At 41.7% G+C, this 19,335-nt stretch carries 15 protein-coding genes; 6 read left to right on the top strand and 9 right to left on the bottom strand.

Annotated elements, in window-relative coordinates:
- Positions 1-1,326: 1,326 nt before the first annotated feature.
- Entirely contained in the window at positions 1,327-3,741 is a 2,415-nt protein-coding gene (locus tag HEQ19_07215) for a GH116 family glycosyl hydrolase (protein ID WYL99344.1), read from the bottom strand.
- Positions 3,742-5,211: 1,470 nt separating this feature from the next.
- Here HEQ19_07215 and HEQ19_07210 point away from each other — a divergent pair.
- Positions 5,212-5,808, top strand: a complete 597-nt coding sequence (locus tag HEQ19_07210; protein ID WYL99343.1) for a transposase — start codon at positions 5,212-5,214, stop codon at positions 5,806-5,808.
- 461 nt (positions 5,809-6,269) lie between these two features.
- Here HEQ19_07210 and HEQ19_07205 read toward each other — a convergent pair whose 3' ends face one another.
- A complete protein-coding gene (locus HEQ19_07205; protein ID WYL99342.1) occupies positions 6,270-6,605 on the bottom strand; it encodes a CU044_2847 family protein in 336 nt (111 codons plus the stop codon).
- Between the two features lie 72 nt (positions 6,606-6,677).
- Between HEQ19_07205 and HEQ19_07200 the strand changes: the two genes are divergently transcribed.
- Complete coding sequence (locus tag HEQ19_07200; GenBank protein ID WYL99341.1) at positions 6,678-7,538, top strand: caspase family protein; 861 nt, start codon at positions 6,678-6,680, stop codon at positions 7,536-7,538.
- Here HEQ19_07200 and HEQ19_07195 read toward each other — a convergent pair.
- Both HEQ19_07195 and HEQ19_30720 read right to left on the bottom strand, forming a co-directional pair.
- Positions 7,535-8,359 carry an ISL3 family transposase gene (locus HEQ19_07195; protein ID WZI67133.1) on the bottom strand — a complete coding sequence of 275 codons (825 nt, stop codon included), beginning with the start codon at positions 8,357-8,359 and terminating at the stop codon, positions 7,535-7,537. The genes HEQ19_07200 and HEQ19_07195 overlap by 4 nt on opposite strands.
- A 9-nt stretch (positions 8,360-8,368) precedes the next feature.
- Complete coding sequence (locus HEQ19_30720) at positions 8,369-8,740, bottom strand: transposase family protein (protein ID WZI67132.1); 372 nt, start codon at positions 8,738-8,740, stop codon at positions 8,369-8,371.
- 1,097 nt (positions 8,741-9,837) lie between these two features.
- Here HEQ19_30720 and HEQ19_07190 point away from each other — a divergent pair.
- On the top strand, positions 9,838-10,590 hold the full coding sequence (locus HEQ19_07190; GenBank protein WYL99340.1) for a phycobilisome rod-core linker polypeptide: 753 nt from the start codon (positions 9,838-9,840) through the stop codon (positions 10,588-10,590).
- Positions 10,591-11,172: 582 nt separating this feature from the next.
- Here HEQ19_07190 and HEQ19_07185 read toward each other — a convergent pair.
- On the bottom strand, positions 11,173-11,592 hold the full coding sequence (locus HEQ19_07185) for a helix-turn-helix transcriptional regulator (protein WYL99339.1): 420 nt from the start codon (positions 11,590-11,592) through the stop codon (positions 11,173-11,175).
- Between the two features lie 345 nt (positions 11,593-11,937).
- Positions 11,938-12,639, bottom strand: coding sequence for a M23 family metallopeptidase (locus tag HEQ19_07180; GenBank protein ID WYL99338.1), 702 nt, complete (start codon positions 12,637-12,639; stop codon positions 11,938-11,940).
- A gap of 386 nt (positions 12,640-13,025) precedes the next feature.
- On the opposite strand from HEQ19_07180, the gene HEQ19_07175 reads away from it, so the two are divergent.
- Together HEQ19_07175 and HEQ19_07170 are read left to right on the top strand one after the other, a co-directional pair.
- A complete protein-coding gene (locus HEQ19_07175) occupies positions 13,026-13,412 on the top strand; it encodes a hypothetical protein (protein ID WYL99337.1) in 387 nt (128 codons plus the stop codon).
- Positions 13,393-13,542 (top strand): hypothetical protein, encoded by a 150-nt coding sequence (locus HEQ19_07170; GenBank protein ID WYL99336.1) that lies wholly within the window; start codon positions 13,393-13,395, stop codon positions 13,540-13,542. Before HEQ19_07175 ends, HEQ19_07170 begins: the two co-directional genes overlap by 20 nt.
- Here the strand turns inward: HEQ19_07170 and HEQ19_07165 are convergent.
- The 3 genes from HEQ19_07165 to HEQ19_07155 form a co-directional block, all read right to left on the bottom strand.
- On the bottom strand, positions 13,531-14,823 hold the full coding sequence (locus HEQ19_07165) for a lipid-A-disaccharide synthase (protein ID WYL99335.1): 1,293 nt from the start codon (positions 14,821-14,823) through the stop codon (positions 13,531-13,533). The genes HEQ19_07170 and HEQ19_07165 overlap by 12 nt on opposite strands.
- Before the next feature lie 195 nt (positions 14,824-15,018).
- The gene (locus HEQ19_07160) at positions 15,019-15,858 is read right to left on the bottom strand and encodes an Rpn family recombination-promoting nuclease/putative transposase (protein WYL99334.1); all 840 of its coding nucleotides are present in this window, start codon (positions 15,856-15,858) and stop codon (positions 15,019-15,021) included.
- A gap of 537 nt (positions 15,859-16,395) precedes the next feature.
- Positions 16,396-16,683, bottom strand: a complete 288-nt coding sequence (locus tag HEQ19_07155) for a hypothetical protein (GenBank protein WYL99333.1) — start codon at positions 16,681-16,683, stop codon at positions 16,396-16,398.
- Positions 16,684-16,837: 154 nt separating this feature from the next.
- On the opposite strand from HEQ19_07155, the gene HEQ19_07150 reads away from it, so the two are divergent.
- Positions 16,838-19,225: a CHAT domain-containing protein gene (locus HEQ19_07150; protein ID WYL99332.1), complete on the top strand. Its 2,388-nt coding sequence runs from the start codon at positions 16,838-16,840 to the stop codon at positions 19,223-19,225.
- Positions 19,226-19,335 lie beyond the last annotated feature (110 nt).

The following is a 19,335-nucleotide window of genomic DNA, read 5'->3' as shown; positions in this document are numbered from 1 at the left end:
AAAGTATACAACCCTTTCACTGATTGGTTTACCATCATTCCAACAGCCTCTGGTAAACGCAATTTATTGTGTTTTGAATCACTGATTGCTCGACTCTCATTTTTCAGTTGCTTTTGGTAAGTGAAAGTTTGTAAGATAACATTGTACTAGTGAACCTTAAGTTATGTTTATACCTGAATTAGAAACTTCTGATGGACTTTCATGAATTCATTACTATTCTTGATAATTGAGATGTATACTTTATAAAATTTTTATCACCTTGTTAATACGTATACACTTGTTCTCCTTTTATCATTTCATTTTTCTTTCTACATAGAAAAAATCCTATAAGTCTTACCAGACACTAAGTTTAGAGAAATTTATTGCTGAAAATTTCACCCGCTAAGTATTTATTCTAACAGAGAATATTTATATTAACTACATTTAGTTGTAGGAAAAAATTGTTATTAGTGAACATAATATTCCTGGTATTAGTAATTTTTATGACTAAAGCTAGTACTATGAGGATTTTTCTAAACAGTAGTCGAGAGTCCTAAGTACGTAAGGGCTTCCACCTAAAAAAAGATGTAATCGTAGCTGTCGGCTGTTGACTGCTAACCCGGCGCTAAAAAATCTCTTTCCTGCAAAGAAAGAAGCTTTTCGGAATGACGTAACCGAATTTGCTTTCTCAGACCCATGTATTAATTACAAATTACGAATTACGAATTAATTCTCCCTATTGGCTCTGACACAAAAAGGGTGGTGGTTAGGTTTCGTCGTGGTTGTTCCACATAGTGTGAACACTCAGAACACTGAATAGTAAACAACTTTAAGTGGTCGGTTTTATTTTTTTACTTCCCTTAAACTTTTTTTTACTCTAGTTGTATTTTCTGTTCATTTATCAAATACCCGGAAAATAACAACAGAGATATTAATACTTACTCTATCAATTTGAGGTAAATAAACTTGTAATCAAAAATTTTAAATCATTTAATTGGATTCTTTTGTATCTTTAGTTGCAAATTTCAAATTTGATGATCTTTCGGGGCGCAAAGCCTTGCGCCCCTACTTTTAGCGAATGGTAGGTATGATCCATCAAGGTACGGTAAAGGTTTTTGGCGTCGTTTGATGATTTTTCGGGGCGCAAAGCCTTGCGCCCCTACTTTGGTCTGTAGTTCAACGCTTAGGGCTAGGATGCAATACAGTTCAGTTACGGAAAATTGTCGTAGGGGCACGGCACGAATAAAATTGTCATTAGAAGAAAAGATTTTGGATGCCGTGCCCCTACACTGTATACCATTTGAGTCTAACTGAACTGTATTGGGCTAGGATAATGACAACTGACGCCTACTGAGCAATTAGGTGATAAATAGCCCAAATAGCCATTGGTCGCAGGTAAGTACTAGCGCGGAAAGTACCAGCAGCGGTGATAGCTTCAGGTGTGCGGAATTGGAGTCCATGATTGTAAATTTGCTCAACCACAGCTTGTGTCAAGCGCAGCGCTTCATCTCGCATACCCATCTGTACAAGAAAAGCAGCCAATCCAAAATTAATCCCCGTCCAAACTTCCAGTGGGTGGGTAGCTTGGGGATTTTCTGGTGAACCATCGGGACGCACACCATTGGCCGCGCCAAATTGACCATCATAGAACTTGACAAAGCAAGCATCATAAACAGTTCTCAGCGCAGAGAGGGCGCGATCGCTCGCCACAATATCCGGTAATTCCAACAGTCGGGCGTAAAATTGTCCACATAACTGATCCGCCATCACCACATCCGAACCACTCTCACTATCCAGGCGATAATATTGACCATTCCATAGCTTTTGGTCATAAATCGGGCGAGATTGTGCTAACCAAGCCTCATAGATAGACTTTTGTGCTACTATCTCCTCCGCGTTCTCTGCGTCTGTGCGGTTCATTAATATATTAGCTATGGCGATCGCCGCTTCCAAAGCCGTCAACCACAAACCACCACAATAAGCACTCACACCCTGTAATCGCCAATCATCAAAAGTTTGGTCAGGCGCCCCAGAATTCTCCGGTATTCCATCCCCATCTTGATCAAAAGTTTTCAGATAATTGAGAGTTTCGACAATAGCATCCCAACATTCTGCCAAAAAGTCCACATCGTTAGCACCCGTCAGCAGAAAATCTCGGTATACCTGCAGGACAAAATCACTACCTAAATCTTTCCATAAATTGCAGTCTTGGTAGCAGGTGTAATTGGTTTTTTCCCAAACATGTTCATTGGGTGCGCCCAAATCGTGGGGAGTTGCGCCTGGGACTTTGCGGACAGCGGTTGTAGTATCTGCGCCAATGGTATAATAATATCCTATAACTCGCAAGCGTTCATCACCGTGGGGAATTGCCCTTGCAAACGCCCGGATTACTGATTTTTCCAGTTCTGGGAACAGTATCAGCAAAGCAAAGGAACCATACAAGCGGACATCCAGACTTTCGTACCAACGGTAATCTAAGCATTCTAAAACCGCAAACTGACCGATAGGGTCAAGTTCTGAGGCTGCACTCCAGAGAGTCCCGCCGCTTGTCAGGTCGTAAAGCTCATTAAACAAAGCCATTTTCAACCAATCAGGCAAATCTTCCCGGTTGAGGATGGGTTGTTGCCAGTTTTGAATTTGCGATCGCCAATTTTGGTATTCTTGTAAAGCAGTGGACGCGATCGCCCAAGCATTTTTACCACTACGGTCAAAAAAGTCTGTATATCTGCGATAATAGTTGATTCCGGCGGCAAATTCGGTAACAGGGAAATCCCAAGCCAGAGAAAAGGGAATTTCGAGAGTTTCCCCTGGTTGGAGAGTAAAACGAACTGCGATCGCCGCCCCTATTCTTGTATTTTCTGATGCCGGAATTCCATCTATATAATTAGGCAAAGACCCATCATTGGCGAAGCTTTGCCACAAATCTTCCCCCGTACCCACAGGATTCCAGCGCGTATGGTAAAATGTTTCCACAAGGGGATGTTTCAGCGTCGCGATACACCAGATGCCATCACCTTCTTGCACCCCTGCATTGCTACCAACGCGAGCTAAAAAGCAACCCAGTTGTTGAGTATTTTCAACTATCAAATTATAATTATCTTGACTTTCTCCCAAACGCGGCTGATATTCATAAACTGGACTGCCATCATCGCGGATTTTCACCTCAGGAGATTTCTGGGAATTAGTAAACCAACCCACCATATTTTCCCAAGAAAGCATGATACTGAGAGTAATCGGTGCATCCGTCGGGTTATGCGCTTTCCAGACGAACATTGCCACCGGGTAACTAGTTTCTTGGTAGTTATTTGCCCAAATTGGCGAAAACTGCTCACAGCTTAACCGCGCCTGTAAGACATTTTCATACACAAACCAGCTACGGGGGTACAGCGCGTGATATGTACCAACACTGCTACCTGATTCACTCACCGGATACCATCGCCAAGCTGCGAGAGTCCCATCTTCCGGCGGTTGGCTAGACAAAGCGTAAGCTTGGGAAGATGTACCATTGGACTCAAATATACTGAATTGACAAGCGGGAATATTTTGGAAAGTATGTTCACCACCGTCAATGTGCCAAAAGTTAAAATCTCCCCGTGAAGAACGACCGATACAACCAGCACCAAAGCCACCTAAAGGCATACCATGCCAAGGGCCATCATCCAGATTACTAGCATAGCGGACAGTATAAGGTTTATCCCAGCCCAGACCAATGGGACGGTTCCAAGTGTAAGCGGGAATTTCTCTTGCGGGTTGATTTGTCATTGCTTAATTTCACAGCGTGCAGTTGTGTTAATGAAGACTAGCGCGATGTGTCATTTTTCTCAAGTTTCCTGGGGAACAAGGGATGGGGATTGGGGATTGGGACAATAACGAATGACAAATGACCAAAGTTAGATAAACTCGTAGGGGCATGGCAATGCCGTGCCCTGAGAGAATTGTTCAGCGCAGCCAAGAATTTATTTGTAATTTCCCCTAGATAAATTAGCATTATTTATCGGAACTTCTTGTATGGCGTTTCTCACCCTAATTAGATAAACTCGTAGGGGCATGGCATTGCCATGCCCTCAGAGAATTGTTCAGCACCTTCGTGTATGGCGTTTCTCGCCCTAATTAGATAAACTCGTAGGGGCATGGCAATGCCATGCCCTGAGAGAATTGTTCAGCGCAGCCAAGAATTTATTTGTAATTTCCCCTAGATAAATTAGCATTATTTATCGGAACTTCTTGTATGGCATTTCTCGCCCTAATTAGATAAACTCGTAGGGGCATGGCATTGCCATGCCCTCAGAGAATTGTTCAGCACAGCCAAGAATTTATTTGTAATTTCCCCTAGATAAATTAGCATTATTTATCGGAACTTCTTGTATGGCGTTTCTCGCCCTAATTAGATAAACTCGTAGGGGCATGGCATTGCCATGCCCTCAGAGAATTGTTCAGCACCTTCGTGTATGGCGTTTCTCGCCCTAATTAGATAAACTCGTAGGGGCATGGCAATGCCATGCCCTGAGAGAATTGTTCAGCGCAGCCAAGAATTTATTTGTAATTTCCCCTAGATAAATTAGCATTATTTATCGGAACTTCTTGTATGGCATTTCTCGCCCTAATTAGATAAACTCGTAGGGGCATGGCAATGCCATGCCCTCAGAGAATTGTTCAGCACAGCCAAGAATTTATTTGTAATTTCCCCTAGATAAATTAGCATTATTTATCGGAACTTCTTGTATGGCGTTTCTCGCCCTAATTAGATAAACTCGTAGGGGCATGGCATTGCCATGCCCTCAGAGAATTGTTCAGCACCTTCGTGTATGGCGTTTCTCGCCCTAATTAGATAAACTCGTAGGGGCATGGCAATGCCATGCCCTCAGAGAATTGTTCAGCACCACCCAGAATTTATTTGTAATTTCCCCTAGATAAATTAGCATTATTTATCGGAACTTCTTGTATGGCGTTTCTCGCCCTAATTAGATAAACTCGTAGGGGCATGGCATTGCCATGCCCTCAGAGAAATGTTCAGCGCAGCCAAGAATTTATTTGCAATTTCCCCTAGATAAATTAGCATTATTTAAATGTGATAGGCACTGTGTTAAATAATATTGTTTATTGTTGAGATGCTAAATGGGTTGGAGGGCAAGAGGGCAAGGCAATGCCTTGCCCCTACATTATTTATAGAATTTAAGAGAAAATGAATGTTTCAACTAAATCAAAATAAATCATCAATAAATATAGAAAATCATGCCTTATGATCCACAAAAACATCATCGCCGTTCTATTCGCTTAAAAGGGTATGATTACACCCAAACAGGTGCATATTTCATCACCATTTGTACTAAAAAACGCCAATGTTTATTTGGTAATGTGGTTCAGGGCGAAATGCAATTGAATTCTTTAGGTTATATCGCCTTTAACTGCTGGCAAACAATACCCGATCATTTTCCCCACATTGAATTAGATACATTTGTGGTCATGCCTAACCATATACACGGCATATTAATCATCACCGACAACCCTGTAGGTCTAAGGCATTGCCTTGCCCTCAACCAACATAGTGAAGGCAACCCAGAAAAATTCGGTAAACCTGTAGGTGGTTCTATTTCTACAGTTATTGGTAGTTATAAAAGCATTGTCAGCAAACGCATTAATATAATTTGGCAGACTAAAGGACAATCAATCTGGCAACGCAATTTTTATGAACACATTGGCAGAGAACAAAAATCTATAGATCACATCCGAGAATATATTGTAAATAATCCTCTGTGTTGGGCAGATGATCCAGAAAACACACACCCTAATTCTGATGTTAAAGATTTCCTTTTTGATATCCCTTTTTAAGGAAAAATTATGTATTACATCATCAATATCAATTCCCATTGAGACGCAAAAAAAATGTAGGGGCAAGGCATTGCCTTGCCCTCCTTGCCCTCCTTGCCCTCCGAGAATTATTCACCACAGCCAAGAATTTATTGGTAATTTTCCGTAGAAGAATTACCATCATTCAAATCTAATACGCACCGGGCAAAATAATATTGTTGATCGTTGAGATGCCAAATGGGTTGGAGGGCAAGAGGGCAAGGCATTGCCTTGCCCCTACACATCGCGATATCATAATAATATTGTTGATCGTTGAGATGCTAAATGGGTTGGAGGGCAAGGCAATGCCTTGCCCCTACACATCGCGATATCATATTGTACTGAATTTGAATGGTAAGCCCTATATATGAGACTGGCGCTCGACAAAATGGGCGGGGAAACCCCGCCCATAAATAATATTGGCGCCTCTGGGATACTGCCGTTTATTTATTTTTCTGCGCCAAGTTATACTTAACCTCGATTTCAAAATTACTCTCTGCTGAACCCTCAGTTAAAAACGGAATCCCCGTTTTACCACCCAGCTTGATGCCAAATTTAACTGTTACCTCCTCAGCGTCAGGTAAATTCTTGAATGCACCGACAGCTAATTTGGCATAACCACGAACTTTATCCTGAAATTCTCTGATATTCAACGTGGGTAAACCATCACGGTATCCTGGTTCTTCTTCTTCTGGAACCTCAGCGGCTGCTTTTGATTCCACATATATCTCATACTCTTGATCATCTTCTTTGACAATCAGGCGTTGCACTTCTGACATTGGTATCCTTAGTTAGTATTTGGGTTGTTATTCTTGTAATATTACGTAAAAACAGCTGCCTGATTCGGAAATATGGCTCGATATGCGCTGGTGATTGGCATTGCTAAGTATGATAAGTTATCAAACCTACCAAAGGCTGTCAACGATGCCGAAAAAATGGCACAGTTACTGCGTCAACAGGGTAGGTTTGATGTGCAGCCGTTACCGGGTAAGCTAATTGAGAGCGAAAATCGCTGGCAAGTCACACCAGATAAAAAGTTAACTGGTAAAGAACTCGGTCAAACACTGCAGACTTTTCTGCTGGAAAAGGCGAAAGGTGGGGAAGGTCTGATTTATTTTGCGGGACATGGCTTTGAAGCACCCAGCCTCACCGGTCAACGGAAAGGATATTTGGCCACTTTCGATTGTAATAAAGAAGATGGACAAAATGCGATCGCCTTTGATGACCTTAACGCCTTAATCGCTAAATCTCCACTCAGCAGCCTGGTGGTACTGCTCGACTGTTGTTATGCTGGGTCTTTAATCGAGAGAAGTTTGCTGCAGTCGAGTTTTCCTGTGTTCAACAGCAAACAAGACTACTGCTTAATTACAGCCTCCCGTACCTTTGAAAGAGCTAGGGAAGATGCAGAAGGTGGTATTTTTACGAAGGCGGTACTAGAAGGACTGGCTGAGAATCAAGCTGATGAGACTAGCGGCGCAATTAATGTTAATGATTTGATTAGTTTTGTCTCCCGCCAACTTAAGCAAAGTGGACAAGAACCAATTTACATGGGCGGTGGTAGATCAATTCCCTTGGTTTGGTATCCGCCAAAGAATCCTGTAGCGGCTGGGGTGGTAAGTGATGAATGTCCCTATCGAGGATTACAAGCTTTTGAAAAAGAACACGCCAAATTCTTTTTTGGTCGGCAGAAAGTAGGGCTCTTGCGTACTTAGCGTGCTAAATTGATAGGATAATGCCAAGAAAGTAAAGCTCTAATCTCAAAATTACGAAAGTTTCTAAATCCAAATCCACTTCGCTTTATTAACTTCAGTTTATTATTTATTCCTTCTACTACTCCACTGGTAGTCCTTCGTTCAAAATATCCGACTATTTCTCCAAACCACCGTTTAATTGTCTGCACACTTCTTTGATAATATGGTTCAGCTTTTTTTAACCAATTGATTAATTCTAGCGTTCCCGTTACCACATTTTTATTGTCTTCAAATAAATTGTGAAAATCTTCTTTTAATGAATGCATTCTAGCTATTAAAGGAGAAGCTTGTTTAATTCTATTTAATTTATCTTTTTGCTTTTCGGTGAGCTTATTCTCGGCTTTTAGAATTGTAAATTTATTTCCTTTTAAACTTTCAAATACTTTTTTTCTTTCCGGGGCATTTAACTCAGATGCTATTTTCTTTTCTGCTATCCTAGCTCGATTTAATTCTTCATGTACTAATTTAGTAACATGGAACCTATCTACCGTTACAAGGGCGTTTGGACAAATCTTCTCAATTAAAGATTTATAATTGCCTGTCATATCAATACTTACTTCTTCTATTTGTGACAAAACTTTTTCTCCCCACATTCTCATGGTTTTTTTGATTTCAATTTGTTTTCTTTCTTTTACTAAACCTATCAATTTACCTGAATCTATATCTACTAGCACGACAATAAATTTTCCTTGTCCTTTGACCAAACTAATTTCATCTATTCCTAATCTTCTTAAATCTTTGACATCTATTGGCATCACATTTTTAGCTACATCTTCAAGCATTGATATGACTTATTCATTAGTTAGTCCATTATTTCTTGCCACATTACTTACATTACTATTAATCACTTGTTTGATAATATATTCCGCATATCGGTATGTATACCTCTTTCTTGCTCCTAGAAAATCTAGCTTTTCATTAAATGTTTTTCGGCATTTTTTACACTTGAATCTTCGTCTATTGACATTCAGTATTACTTCAAAATCCCCCATCGGTAAATCTTTCACTAAACATTTTTGATTTTGATGTAAATGTCTTGAGTTTTGACCACAGTGTGGGCACGATGCACTTTTCGCTTTTTTACCTACTGATAGAATTAGGACTTGACCCTCTTGTAGGCTTGATTCTACTAATACTTCAGGCAAATTTAGGAGTTGAGTCATTATTCGTTTCATAATTTATTTTATTAAACATTATTAAAAAATATCTTAACATTTTAGCACGCTAAGTACCCAAGAACCATTAAATTCTCCCCATTGCTAAGTATTTCTACTTGAATACTCAGTTCGTGTTTGGAAGTCGTTCGTTCGTGTTTGGAAGTCGTTCGTTCGTGTTCGCAAGTCGTTCGTTCGTGTTCCCAACTGCAATAGCCGAGATCAAAGGGTGAATGCTCGTGATTAAAGGGCGAATATTTCCCTTATTATCCCGTTTTCACACACCTGCAACCTCAAGCTACCACAAATATCTTGCGTAGGGGCACGGCATTGCCGTGCCCTGAGAGAATTGTTCAGCGCCGTGCCCTGAGAGAATTGTTCAGCGCCGTGCCCTGAGAGAATTGTTCAGCGCCGTGCCCTGAGAGAATTGTTCAGCACCGTGCCCTGAGAGAATTGTTCAGCGCCGTGCCCTGAGAGAATTGTTCAGCGCCGTGCCCTGAGAGAATTGTTCAGCGCCGTGCCCTGAGAGAATTGTTCAGCGCAGCCAAGGATTTATTTTGACATACTCCCTGATCTGAAAGTTCAGGGATTCTGGATTCAAACAGCAATAGCAGGCATAGCCCGTCTTACATCACCTAGCCCGACAGACAATGCCCTGCCTGTTGCCACTATTTTACCAAAAAGCCGTCCTAGAAGAACGGCGGCTCTAGACCCAAGCTTTCGGTAATTTTCCGTAGAAGAATTAGCATCATTTAAAGACAATACGCACTGTACAAAACAATATTGTTGATCGTTGAGATGCCAAATGGGTTGGAGGGCACGGCATTGCCGTGCCCCTACGTGGTGTATGTGGCGACACGCTGCGCGATGACAACCAGAGGAGGGCACGGCAGTGCCGTGCCCCTACGTGGTGTATGTGGCGACACGCTGCGCGATGACAACCAGAGCGAAAAAAAAATATGACAGTTGGGTAAGACCTAACTTCCTTAACGACTCAATTAAGTTATGTAATTTTTATCAAACTAAATCGAATAATGTCCCCCTTGTCCTTGTATGATTGTGAGAACTTTGTAATATTTCATGAAGGAAAGGGAGATTTTGTACTCGTGGCAATTCCTCTTTTAGAATATACCCCTATTTCTCAAAATCAGCGCGTAGCAGGTTATGAGGTACCTGGAGATGAGCAACCCCGCGTCTACTCTACGGAGAACCTACTTTCCTCAACAGACCTGGACATTCTGATTGAAGCCGCCTATCGTCAGATTTTTTTCCACGCCTTTGCTGCTGATCGTGAGCGTTTTCTGGAGTCCCAGCTCCGCAGTGGTCAGATCACAGTCCGCGACTTCATTCGTGGCTTAGTGTTATCTAATACCTACAAGCGCAGCTTCTACGACCTCAATAACAACTATCGTTTTGTCGAACAGACAGTACAGCGGGTTCTCGGTCGTGATGTTTATGATAACCGGGAAAAGCTTGCCTGGTCAATTGTTGTGGCGACAAAGGGCATCCAAGGCTTTATCGATGACCTACTCAACAGTGAGGAGTATCTGGAAGCTTTTGGCTACGACACACTACCTTATCAACGTCGTCGGGTACTACCCGGTCGCTCACAAGGTGAATTGCCTTTCAACATCAAGTCTCCCCGTTACGATGAATACCATCGTAATAAACTTGGCTTCCCGCAGATCATCTGGCAAACCACCGTGCGTGGCTATACTCCTGCTGATAAGAAACTTACAGCAGGTAATCCCGCTCTGTTCCTTGACATGGCCAAGAGTATTAACCCCAAGGTTAACACACCTCCACGGCTATCGGTAATGAATATTGATATCGAGAAATCAGTTCCTTATCGTAAGTAACTTGATCTGAAAATTGAAGCATAGCGTATGTCGTACCTCAATCAAGGTACGGCATATTTTCTTTTGTATTCTCTTAGCTTAACCCGGCAGAAGCCCCACACCATACCCGAAGTTGGTGTGGGATGAATGACGGGATAAAAACGAGACGCCCTCTAATCTGTTTTACCTGCGGTAAAAAACAATTAGAGGGCAGTTGAGTTTTTATCAATATCTTGAGATAGGTAATCACTTCTTGTTAGAATATATCAGTGACGACAAAGCCTAAAATGCTGGTCTAACATAGTACCTTCTCCCAAAGGGAGAGGCTGCGCCAAGAAAACTGAAAATATGGGGTTTTATAGGGAAATGCAACCGCGTATGCGTTGCTGCCTCCTGTAAGTAAAATTTTCAAGGAAACTAGGTTGAACTTGGAATTTTTTTTAAGACCAAGAGTGGGGCAGGGCACGTACCTCACTATAAAATGCTGTGGTGGGAAAAATGGAGTACCACGTTCGCGTAGCGTCCCGCAGGGAAGGAAGTTCCTGATATCCTTAACAGGACTCGGAAGCCTACACCACATTGCTTGCAATTGGTGTAGGAGTGTCACGCGCATTCATCATTCTCGGCGCGAAATCCCAGTTCCAGGAGAGCTTTGCGGATTTTGGCTTTAGAAGGGCGAACTTTTGGAACGGCTAATCCCAGTTCTCTAGCAGTTTCAAACAGATCCCGCATCAGGATATCCAGCGAAGTACCATCTGCGTCTTCGGGAAGCTTCTCAATTCTAGCTTCGTAAGCTAACGTATAAAGCTCCAAGTGGTGTTTCCCCATCACCCTAGCCAGTTTCCTCAAAGTTTCAGGGGTAGGACAGGTTCCCTTAAAGCAAGCACCTCTCAGTCGAGGCTGAGGAACACCAGACAAATCAGCCAGACGGTTCATACTGATACTCTGTTCTTCCAAGAATTGAAGAATGAATTGTCCTAAAGGAGAGCAATCTTCAGCTTTTATTTGCAACCTTGCTGGCATTTTTCAGTATCAGGGAAATTTGAATATCTACAATATAGCGAAATCAAAGCAATTAGGCATGATCTAATATGTTTAAGATTTAAGTTGCATATGTTTCAGTACAGTTCAGTTAGACTCAAATGGTATACAGTGTAGTAGGGGCACGGCATCCAAAATCTTTTCTTTTGATGACAATTTTATTCGTGCCGTGCCCCTACGACAATTTTCTGAACCGTATTGGCATATGTTTACGTTACTTAATAGTCATTAGGGTGTGTCAGTACCAGTAATCTCTGGCGATTCACAAGTTTTCTTGCTCCTGACGCACGCTACAAATTGGATTTTTTTTAATTGAAAGTCAGTTACTTAATAGCCAGAATCGCGAACCAATTTTGATTCTTGAATGATGACTTGTGACTGTTGCGGATTCACTTTTGACCCGCCTCTTCTGGCTATTTGTTGTTGGAAAAACATTTCCCGCAGCACCATTGCGGGGTCTACATAGTTATTGCCATACTTTAATCCCCAGTGGAGATGTGGTCCGGTGGTGCGTCCAGTCATTCCTACTCTACCAATTCTGGCTCCAGTTGGTATTTGTTGACCTTCCCAAATTTGAATTCCCGCTACACGATCAATGAAATAACGCCGACTAGATGCGGTTTCGACGTTTCCTTCCATATGGCAATAGGTATGTTCCCATTGTCCTGATTTAATTACTATATGAGTGCCGCAGGCGGTGCGATCGCCAACTTTAATTACAATACCTACCCACCAATTACGAATGTAACTACCTTGTGGAGCAGCAATGTCTAAACCTCCATGAAATTCCCAATTATCACCGCCAGTAGCAGAACGGCGATAACCAAAACCAGATGTATAAGCTTGAAAGTTTTCTACAGGAAAAGACGCAGCTAGCCAACTATTTGCTGTTGCTACTTTTTTCGGCTGTACTTGTCTAGCACTGGCGATTTCTTGCTTAGGCAATAGAGTGATTAAACTTACAAGACCTAATCCTAATGTTAATAGGATAGATCCACAAGTTACTACTCTTTGTTTTAGCATACTCATTTTTATGTAGTGTGAAATACATTTTTTTAGTACGAATTTGGTTGTAACCTATTGCAATTTAAGATTATATAACTAGACAAAATCAAGTTTATTTGATACATAAATATATATAAATTGAATTTAAAATTGCCTTTAATACTTAGTCAGAATACTTATTCTGATAAACTTGTGAGGTAAAAATTATACCATAAACACGCAATAAATTAGTAGATAACTGGTGTCAGTTTAGGGAGTTCCAAATAAAAAAATATACAAACGGAACCGTCAACCGTCAACTCGTGGGAAAGTTGCCAAGCACTCAAAATCCTGTTAACCTTTATGCTTAAAATTGCTTAAAAGGTAGATCTAGAAGCTGAAATTGACCATTTGTAGGAATACCACAGACTATGCTGACTGAAATTTTGCCTTTCCGCTTTGAGTTGGACAAAATCGCCCTTGCTGGAGCGAGTTTGTGGTCTTTGGCGCTATATTTGGCTTTTTCCCCAGTGAGTGAATGGGTAATGGAGCAACTCAGGCGCTGGTTTAACTTTGCGGAGCGATCGCTTTACATTAGTAAGACAGAATTTGACAAGACTCGTCAAGCCAGAGAATCCCAAAACGCCTTTTATGCATCTGTGTTTAGCATTGTGCCTTTTTTGATAGCAGGTGCTTTAGTTAACTGGTTTCTGGAAATCAGTTTAGGACGCAGCTGGGGAATTAGCATGGGTATACTAGCCTGTATGGCTGCTGGTATTTATGAACTGGGGCGAAGGAATGGGGATTCTGTCGATTAGTCATTTGTCAATTGTCATTTGTCATTTGTCATTTGTCATTTGTCATTTGTCATTTGTCATTGGTCATTTGTCATTGGTCATTGGTCATTGGTCATTTGTCATTTGTCACCCCATCACCCTAACTTCCTAACTCTTCCTTGACTAAACTGGCTAACTTGTGTGCTGCGCCTGCTTCGCCTCTAGTGCTGCGGAGTTTGGCGCGTATGGACTCTAATTTTTGTGGATGAGCCAAAAAATCTAAGACCATTTCGCCCACTTCTGAGGCTTGAAGTTGTCCCAGAAGTTCTGGTACAATTTCTTCTTGTGCCCAGATATTGGGCCAAGCTAATAAACCTTTGCGTCTGAGGAAAAACCAGTTAATAACTTTGGCAAACGTGGAACCCAATCCTGGTAAATTAGCTAACAACCCCAGTAAACCATCCCAAGAACGCATCGCGTCAAGTTGTTGGGTTGGTAGCAAAACAATCATCGGTAATGCTAAGGCACCAAGTTCCGCCGTGTTTGCACCGACTGTAGTTAAACAGATACTGCACTGGGATAATAATTCATAGGCGGGGTGTTCTTGGCACAGTTCGACAATTAAGCCCTTTGCTGTTTTCAGCTTGTAGGGGCAAGGCAATGCCGTGTCCCTACCATCCTCTGGGACAATTAAAGTAGCACCGCTCAAACCAAAAGTTTCGACAAAAGGATTTTTTTGGGAATCAGCAAAACTTGCTAAAGTTTGTAAATCCAAAGTTGGGGCTACAGGAATCACAAACTTGGTTTGGGGTCTTTTGGCGTGGATGTATTCAGCAATGGCTAACTCTAGGGGTACTCCTTGGGTTAATTTTGCTGCTTTCGACCCTGGTAATAAACCAATAAGTTCGGTTTTGAGTGAGGAGTGAGGAGTTATGGCGGAATTTTCTGTCTCTGTCCCAATCACCGCCTGGGATTCTACCATCAAATCGCCGACAACGGTAAATTTGTGAGCATATTTCTGGGAAACACGGGCTGATACTTTGGAGTTCATGACGCCAAAGCGGTCGATTAAGCTGTGCCAACGGGCGTCCATTTCGGCGTAAACTACTGTGCGATAACCGAATTTTTTGCCAATAATCACGGGAAATAGTTGATCACCGCCGAGGAAAACAACTACACCATGACTTCGCAAGTCCCAATTATCAACAGTTTTTCCCCAGAGTAAGAATTGCCAAAAATGCTCTGCTGACTGTACTCTATCAACTTCGGGATACGAAAGTGCGATCGCAGCTTCTTTACCACTAGCATTTGGACAAGGGGATAATACTACAGAAATTCTGACTAAATCACGGTCATGTCCTAATTGTTGCCTTAATGCCTTGACTACTGGGCGTACCCAGGTGGTTACTTCCCCAGGGCCATTTGAGAGGATGAGAATATCAACTTGATTCATGACTTAATCGTCAAGATTTAGGGGTCATTAGTCAAGAGGCTTGTATTACTTATTTCGTTCCTACACTTTAGTGATGTTAGGCGCGAATCCGTAATTATCAGGTTATTTCGCCATAATGATTGTAAATATAGTAGGGGCACGGCATTGCCGTGCCCTGAGCGCTTGTCTATTTACCTGACAACTGATGCAAGATGTCTATTGAATGGGCGAAATATTCCCCAAGTAATTAATTACATCACCTTGACTAGTGAAATCTAACAGCGCTTCAGCTAAATCTTCCAGTTGAGCGATCGCTAAAGCACGAATTTGCTGTTCCGTCTCCGGCGCAATTGCACCGAAACGACGTGTTAACTGACGCAAAATCAGTTGTAGCGCCTCCTGTTTCTTTCCTCGTTCTTCTCCCTTTTGCAAAATATCTTGGTAAATTACAGATTCTTGCATAATATCCTCTCTGAAAAGTTGTGTAATCAAATTTTTGTCAAACCGCAAGCCGGCTAGAACTTGTACGCAAGCTGATATATTCCGTCGCGATTCTGTTTCTTCAATCATATCGACAGCGGCGGCGACTTGCTCTAATAATGCTTGGGGTGTGTCGCTTTTGGCTAATGTCGCCAGTGGTAAAAGTGCGGGGTTAGCTAGCAGTGGTGCTGGATCTTGTTCCCATAAGCGAATGACTCGATATCTGTGTACGGTGTTTTTATCTACATACTCTGTCCCAAAAGCGATGGGAGCGGATGTCTGTTGTAGAAATATTAACACCTGCTCAATGTCGCACCAGTATTGGCGTTTGAGTTTGGTGTAATAATCCAGCATTCGGAAGTCGAGTGGTGGTGTGGATTTGGGTGTGGTTTGAAACTCTAAATGCAGGATTTGATTGGGAATTTGCAGGAATGTCACCGAGTCGGCGCGAATTGGTTCTAGGTTCAGTTCGGTTTTGAGTACCTGGATATCTGATGTGTCAGATGCTAGTAACCATCTAGCAAATTCGGCGGGGTAGGTTTCGGCGAGGTATTTGCAGGTGTTGTCGTAGCTCAAGGGTTGATGCTGAAAATGTGATTATACTGATATCTTCCAGCAAAGCATTCCCGTTTTCTGCAAAATTACGACATTTGTTCAAAACCTTACGACGTTTGTTCAAAACCTTACGACATTTGTTCAAAACCTTACGACGTTTGTTCATAACGCTACGACATTTGTTCATAATGCTACGACATTTGTTCATAACGCTACGACGTTTGTTCAAAACCTTACGACATTTGTTCATAACCTTACGATGTTTACAATCTAATTTTTTTAGGACTTACTTCCGTGTCACATTTAAAGAATGGTGCGTGACGCCACAAGTCTTGTGACTACGTAGAATATTTATCGCTGCGTCACGCACCCTACAATTATTATTGTGCCCGGAGAGTAGGTTCTGTTTTTATGAAAACTGGGAATAATTTATTTGTGGGAATTCCCTTGACAAGAGAATATCTTGACATGATATTATATAGATAATGGAAAAGGTGTGGGCATATATAGTAAGTTCAGGGAACATCATCTTCACGGATTTTGAACTTACAGCCGTTTTCAGTTAATGAAACCACAGATATTCGTAGGGGCACAGCACTGCTGTGCCCGGAGAGTATCGTTATTGTGTGAAAACTGCTGTAACGCCGCACCAGTTTGATCACTAATTAAGGGAACGGAAAATAATTTATTTGTGGGAATTCGGGCGTTGCTGATTAATGGGATGATTTTTGTCTCACGCAAAGGCGCAAAGGCGCAAAGAGGAAGAGTTTTCAAAGTTGAATTTAACGATTTCATCCCGCAATTATGCAACGCCGGAATTCCCTTGACAAGAGAATATCTTGACATGATACTATATAGATAATGGAAAAGGTGTAGGCATATATAGTAAGTTCAGGGAAGATCATCTTGGCGGATTTTGAACTAAACGCCGCAGCAGTCTTATCACTAATTAACGGAACGGGGAATAATTTATTTGTGGGGATTTTCTTGAGAAGAGAACATGAAGCGAATCTTAAATTGGCTCAGAAATTTGGTCAGTCTAGTAACTTTGCCTTCTCAACCGGCTCCAAGACAAAGAGAAACTACGCCTATCAGCCAAGATGATATAGAGACTTACGTGGCATTTTTACAAGAAATACTGCTCAAAACATCACAAAGCAACGGCGATGCTCAAGTAATTTACCCCTTACTGGCAGCCAACACCGATAAACTCAATCATATTTTTGCAGAATTATGGCGCGATTGGTTAACAAATCTCCTAGCAGAAGCAAAACCAGAGACAGTAACAGACATCGCTGCAGATATTGTTAATTTTAGTAATCTGATTCAGCAATTTCCCTTGGGTAGCAAAGCCAGTAACATGGAAATTGCTATCACTGGCTACGAAATCGCCCTCACAGTTTATACCCGCAGCGCCTTTCCTGTAAATTGGGCGACGACGCAAAATAATTTGGGTGCTGCTCACCGTGTCAGAATATTAGGAGAACGAGCCGAGAATATTGAAATGGCGATCGCCGCTTATTCAGCAGCACTATTCGTAAGAACCCGCAGCGCCTTTCCTGAAAAATGGGCGACGACGCAAAATAATTTGGGGACTGCTTACCGTGACAGAATATTAGGAGAACGAGCCGAGAATATTGAAATGGCGATCGCCGCTTATTCAGCAGCACTATTCGTAAGAACCCGCAGCGCCTTTCCTGAAAAATGGGCGATGACGCAAAATAATTTGGGTGTTGCTTACGGTAACAGAATATTGGGAGAACGAGCCGAGAATATTGAAATGGCGATCGCCGCTTATTCAGCAGCACTAGAAGTTTATACCCGCAGCGCCTTTCCTGAAAAATGGGCTGGTACGCAAAATAATTTGGGTGCTGCTTACGGTGACAGAATATTAGGAGAACGAGCCGAGAATATTGAAATGGCGATCGCCGCTTATTCAGCAGCACTTGAAGTATATACCCGCAGCGCCTTTCCGCAAAACAATGCAGAAACTTTGTTAAATCTCGGTTGGTTATACCAAGACGAAAGAGAATTTAACTTAGCTTACAATACTTTTATTCAGGCGATAGAAACAGTCGAAGCTTTGCGGGGTGAAATTGTTTCTGGGGAAGAAGCCAAGCGCAAACAAGCTGAAGAATGGAACAAACTTTATCGCCGCATGGTGGAAGTGTGTTTAGAATTGGGAAGAGACACCGAAGCCATAGAATATATTGAACGCAGCAAAACCCGCAATTTAGTAGAACTGTTAACTAAAGCCTTAGCCAATCCAGAAAATTTGCCGGTTGGTAGCAGCATCAAGTTTCCACAAATTCAAAACCTCTTAGACAGCGAAACAGTAATTATCCAGTGGTACATTTTTAATGATTGTTTTCGCGCTTTCATCATCACCCGCGACAACAATCAGCCAATCATCTGGCGTTCTGATGAAGCAGATTTAGCAAACCTCGCAAATTGGAATGATAAATATCTACAACTTTACAGCCAAGATAAAAAACAATGGCAATTTGAGCTAAATAATCTACTTACCGAACTAGCGCCAATACTCCACCTCAATCAAATTGTCAATTTAGTACCAAAACATTGCCAAAAGCTGATTTTAATTCCCCATCTTTACCTACATTTATTTCCTCTCCACGCTTTACCTCTATCTATTGACTCCGCAACACGAGAATATCTAATTGATAAATTCCCTGGTGGTGTGAGTTATGCACCTAGCTGTCAATTATTGCGCTTTGCTCAACAGAGGGTTAGGGTCGGGTTAAATCAACGTAGCGACCTGTTTGCAATTCAAAACCCCACCAATGATTTACAATTTGCTGATATCGAAGTCGAAACAATCGCGGCTGACTTTCGACCTAAACAAGTCCTTAAACATCACCAAGCAAGCAAAGAAGCATTAACAGAAACCTCAACTGTGCAAAACTTCCGCAATTCTCAATGGCTGCATTTTTCTTGTCACGGATATTTTAATTTCCAGACTCCCTTAAAATCTGGTTTAGCCTTAGCAGGTGCGAAGAGTTCTGATATTCCAGCCAATAGCAACCCATCCCGCTATCTGCGAGTGGATGAGCAAACCACAATTAACTTAGATAAATGCCTGACGCTAGAGGATATCTTTAAATTAAACTTAAATAAATGCGGTCTTGTGACTCTTTCTGCTTGCGAAACAGGCTTAATTGATTTTAGGAATAACAGCGATGAATATATAGGTTTAAGCAGTGGCTTTATCCATGCTGGTGCTACCAATATAATTAGTAGTTTATGGGCAGTCAGCGACTTTCACACAGCTTTATTGATGATTAAGTTTTATGAAATATTGCCAAATTATACATATAATGTGCCTTTAGCCTTGAATGCTACTCAACAATGGCGGTTCTTGCGTACTTAACGTGCTAAATTTTTAATTACAGTCGATAACTTTGTTTTAAAATCAAGGCTTACAGGCGCTTATAGCCAAAATTTTAATCATCAGACCTAAAAGGCAGTAAATAATGGCTG

The organism is Gloeotrichia echinulata CP02, from assembly GCA_038087035.1.
Classification (GTDB): domain Bacteria; phylum Cyanobacteriota; class Cyanobacteriia; order Cyanobacteriales; family Nostocaceae; genus Gloeotrichia; species Gloeotrichia echinulata.
This window is presented reverse-complemented; position numbering and strand designations above follow the sequence as displayed.